Below are 1251 nucleotides of genomic sequence, written 5' to 3'. Positions count from 1 at the left end.
ACACCAGGCCTTGGGCTTCGTGCCGCCAGTTGAATACCATAAAATCCAAATTCCTATGTTTAAACCAAAAGAAAACAACTGATTTTATACTTTTAAACGCAGCGAATTCAGGGGGAGCTTACAGATGTAAATGACTTTCTATTTGCGACTACAGAAAGGGAATACGAACAAAAAAAAGAAACTGACATAGCTTCTGCGGAGTTAGTTTGTCCCAATTGCAGTAAGAAAAGCCAACTTTCTGCACTTACCTACCATGAGAAGGTTGCATTTAGCAATCAATATGTCTGTTTTGTGGCAACCCTCGACGACATAAACGAAGACAAGTTGATTGAGATTGAAAAGGAAATTGACGCTCCGTTTGAAATAATCTATGGCTCAATTTAAAGACGATGCGTATAACAGGCGCTTGCCAATATACCGGCTGACGAGCCATCATTCAGCATTTTGTTCTTTAATGAGCTTTTGAATAACTTACCAGGGCTGACGGATTACAAATGCCGGTGCATCGGCAAGCGCTAATTTGGCTGCAACCTTCATGACACATACTTCAGACATATACTTAGAATTTACAGACGCTGGTGACATTATCCGCATTGAGCCATTGAGCCTGACCTACCCTAACGGGCAACTTGATTGGGACAGGAATTGGATAAAGACTTGGGTAACGGTAAAGGGAGGAGTGTTCAGCGGACAATTTGCTGCTGAATTTATGACAACTGACTTTGAAGTGTTTAAGCAACAGCTAAAAAAGCTTGACAACGACTTCAATGGTTCAGCGACATTTGAACCCTTAGAAGGGCAACTTATTCTTAAAATTAATGGTGATGGGCTGGGACACTTTGAGCTTGATTGTGAGGCAACACCTGAACCACATCTAGAACAGACTTTATCTTTTTCAATCAGCTTTGACCAGACACAAATCAAGGAAAACGTTAAACAGCTTGATAAAATCACAAAGAAGTTTCCAATTGACGGAGATTTCAAAATCAAAAACGAATAAGGCAGCAGCCAACAGCAGCTTTTAGCAATTGCGGCTTGACTGCAAAGGCTAAGCGAAATATCTTTACGCAGCTTTAGTGCAATATTGAGGCTGAATATCAATGAGTGCCACAACTGCTTAAAGCTTTATTCGTGTGTGTCTTGAATTGCTCCAGTGTTCATCTGGAGTGAATGCTCTACAAATGATGGAAGCTTTTCTTTAGTTAGCATGGGTGTGCGGAGTTCGAGCGAACTGAATGGCCGGCGTCAGCT

At 41.4% G+C, this 1251-nt stretch carries 1 protein-coding gene; it reads left to right on the top strand.

Translation table 11 applies throughout. The features are described 5' to 3' along the window. Window positions 1-535 precede the first annotated feature (535 nt). Complete coding sequence (locus tag D6024_RS26360) at window positions 536-1000, top strand: WapI family immunity protein (RefSeq protein ID WP_121357808.1); 465 nt, start codon at window positions 536-538, stop codon at window positions 998-1000. Window positions 1001-1251 lie beyond the last annotated feature (251 nt).

Origin of the sequence: Flavisolibacter nicotianae (genome assembly GCF_003628535.1) — a bacterium.
In the GTDB taxonomy this organism is placed as follows: Bacteria; Bacteroidota; Bacteroidia; order Chitinophagales; family Chitinophagaceae; genus Flavisolibacter; species Flavisolibacter nicotianae.
Note: the sequence above shows the minus strand (reverse complement) of the source record. Positions and strands in the feature narration are given on the sequence as shown.

Bases quoted from the DNA above. Each gene is read 5' to 3' on its own strand.
- D6024_RS26360 (WP_121357808.1), top strand. From the start codon at position 536: ATGACACATACTTCAGACATATACTTAGAATTTACAGACGCTGGTGAC.